Here is a 2,993-nt window from a genome sequence, read left to right as displayed (position 1 = left end):
CCGACTCCCCGAATCATTCCAGTTCGTCTTCGGGCTTTTCCTGAGATTGTTTGGAAAGAATATCGTCCACGATGCCGTAGGCCTTGGCTTCCTCGGCCGTCATGTAGAAATCCCGGTCCGTATCCTTTGCGATGCGTTCGATCGGCTGTCCCGTATGCTGGGCGAGAATTTGATTGAGGATGTCTCGTGTGCGGAGGATCTCCTGCGTTTGAATTTCGATATCACTCACCTGACCACCCACCTGGCCGTAAGGCTGGTGGATCATCACCTTGGAGTGTGGAAGCGCGAAGCGTTTGCCTTTCGTGCCTCCGGCGAGAAGAACCGCTCCTCCGCTGGCGGCCAGTCCCACACAGTAAGTGGCGACGGGGCAACTGAGAATCTGCATCGTGTCGTAAATCGCCAGGGTGGCGGTGACACTTCCCCCGGGCGAATTGATGTAAAAATGGATGTCCTTGCGTCGGTTTTCGCTTTGCAGGTAAAGGAGTTTCATGATGACCTCACTCGCGTTGAGGTCGTAGATAGGACCCTGGAGGAGGATGATCCGGTTTTCCAGGAGGAGATCCCCCAGGGTGAGCTGCCGCTGGCGCTGGTAGTCTCGATACCCGGCCTGGTTGAGCGGGTCGATCGGGAACGGAAGCCACTGATTCATGAACATAGGCACATCCTTTACCTGGTCAGTTGATCACATGAGTCTTGCGCGGGGAGCACGACCAGCCGTCGGCCACACATGCCGTCCGGTGTTGCCGTTTTCGCGGTACAGGAAATGTTATCGTACCCCGCCCGGCCGGGCCCTGACAAGCGACCGATCGCCCCTTCATCCCCCACTTTCGGAAGGATCTGTCGGAATTTAAAGGCACACCGGAGGGACGTGCTTGTCACGTCCGTTCTTCCCGGAGGGACCTTTTTCGGAGGGACCTGCCTGTCAGGTTCGCCTCTCGGAGGGACCCCCCTTGTCGGGTCCGATGAACAGCGATTGATGCCCTATCCGTCCTCATCGGGCACGACAAGCGTGCCCCTCCGTGGGTTCATTGGACCCCGTGGAAGGCGTTCCTCCTGGTAGGGGCAATTCATGAATTGCCCCTACCGACGTCCCGTTTGGCCGTCATGAACGTATTTTCGGGGCGATTCACGAATCGTCCCTCCGGGTTGACGCAAGCCTGCGTGGAGGTCCGCGTACCTATCGGCGGAAAAAAAGTGGAGGTAATCCCTTGGCAAAGCTTCCCGCGTCGCGGCGGGCTTGCTTTTCACGGGTAGAAAGCTGGCGTATATTAAGAGATGCGAAAAATTGAGAAAAATCGGAGTGAATCCCCCTCATTTTGTTGTTTCCCGCGGTGGTATTCGCCGCCCGGATGCTTTTGACCCGTTTGAAAACACACTGTTTGGGCACATTGAGCACCCATGGCAGAAGCGCCCGAATCATCAAGCAAGCAGCGATCTGAGAGTGATCCGTGGTCCAAGCTGGCCGAATTCCTCGGACTTCGGCCGGCCGACAGTGGCGCGGAGTCTTCGCAGTCTTCCCCCGCGTCCGCCACGCCCGTGCAAGGGAGTGCAACAGATCAGCACGACACCCCATCGGAATCGCAGCAACCTGGTGAACAGCCGAGTGTAACGGCGGGGACCCAGGCGTCTGGGAAGTGTCAGGGGCCTGTCACGCTCGAAGCAATTCCGGACCGCATCCCTCTTCGCCGTTGGACGCCGCGGACGCCATCCGGTGGCGATTGGGATGATATTGCGGCGCAGCTTGGACTACGGCCCAAAGAGACGGCAGCGCCGTCCGAGCAGGCCAGGTCCGAGGAAATCTCCGAGAAAATCAGCGTTGAGGCGAAGGAAACGAAAGGCACCTCCGAGACGACCGCTCCGCCTCCCGCTGCTCTGGAATGGCTTGTCCCCGTGGAGCAGACGATCGCTCCTGTGCCGTTTGACGAAGCGTCTGTCGTGGCGGTGACGTTGCCACCGGAGGAAGAGGCCCGGGAGGTGGTGCAGGCGGAGGTCGCTCCGGAGGGAGACTGGCTGGAGGAGCAGGTGGTCGCGCCCGCCAAGGGAGAAGATTCGACCGCCCCATTTCTGCCGGTGGTGGAAGAAATTTTGCCACCGGCATCTGCCGGGCGTGCGGTGGCGGCGGATACGGCCACACTTCAACCCGTAGTGGCCGACGTGTCCTCCGGGGCATCCGCGTCAGAAACCGAGGCTCTACCTGGCGAAAGGAAAAAACGCCGTAAAAGACGGCGGAAAAAGCGTTCCGGGGCGGCGCCGGTCTCCCCCGAACCGTTCGAAGAAGAGCTTCCCGAGATCGTGGAGCTCGCTGTTAGCGGGGCCGAGGCCAACGGCGAAACGGGAGAGTCGCCGGAACAGGCGGAGGCCACTGAGACCATCCGGGAACGGCCGGAAGTTGCCCCGTCACGAAAACGGCGGAGTCCTGCTTCCGCCAAGGGCGAGGTGGAAGAGGAAGAAGACCACGAGGGCGAGGAGGAAGAAATCCCCCGACCCTCGCACAAAGCGGTTCCGGGTTGGGCCGAGGTGGTCGGTTATGTGATCCAGAAAAATATGGAAGCGAGGACTCGGCGGTCCGGTTATGGATCGCGCGATCGGCGGCGCTAACATACCACCCTGCGAGAGCTTTCACCCAGCACAGGGTCTGGCAGGGGTAAAATGCCTTCTTAAATCGTCGGATCAACGGGAGGGTGGAAAGGGTTGATTACTGGCTTGGGAGGTGGGTTATCCGTAACGGTTCGACATGGCACTGAGGGAAAGCAAGGATGAGCACGGCCCTCGGGTTGTTCATATGCGTCGTTGGGTCTCTGTTGGCCGGTGTTTGCTTCGCCTGGTTCTTCTACTGGCTGGAGCGGTACCGGTGGCAGGAGACGTATCTGCTGGGATGTGTGTTTGGCTGGGGCCTTGTGGCCGGCGTATTTGCCAATTTGTTCCTGGGTCTGTTGGTCCCGTGGAATATGGCGTTTCAGTTAGAAAGTCAGGCCCTGGAGGTCCCCCGCCGG

Annotated in this window: 3 protein-coding genes; 2 read left to right on the top strand and 1 reads right to left on the bottom strand. The window is 59.8% G+C overall.

From position 1 onward, the window contains the following. Positions 1 to 13: 13 nt before the first annotated feature. On the bottom strand, positions 14 to 649 hold the full coding sequence (locus H5U08_RS14340) for an ATP-dependent Clp protease proteolytic subunit (RefSeq protein ID WP_297034476.1): 636 nt from the start codon (positions 647 to 649) through the stop codon (positions 14 to 16). 749 nt (positions 650 to 1,398) lie between these two features. Here H5U08_RS14340 and H5U08_RS14335 point away from each other — a divergent pair. Both H5U08_RS14335 and H5U08_RS14330 read left to right on the top strand, forming a co-directional pair. Next, positions 1,399 to 2,598 (top strand): hypothetical protein, encoded by a 1,200-nt coding sequence (locus H5U08_RS14335; protein WP_297034475.1) that lies wholly within the window; start codon positions 1,399 to 1,401, stop codon positions 2,596 to 2,598. Between the two features lie 158 nt (positions 2,599 to 2,756). After that, positions 2,757 to 2,993: hypothetical protein (locus tag H5U08_RS14330; RefSeq protein ID WP_297034473.1), on the top strand; the 237-nt coding region annotated here is incomplete at its 3' end.

The organism is Thermogutta sp. (assembly GCF_014359955.1).
GTDB lineage: Bacteria > Planctomycetota > Planctomycetia > Pirellulales > Thermoguttaceae > Thermogutta.
Note: the sequence above shows the minus strand (reverse complement) of the source record. Positions and strands in the feature narration are given on the sequence as shown.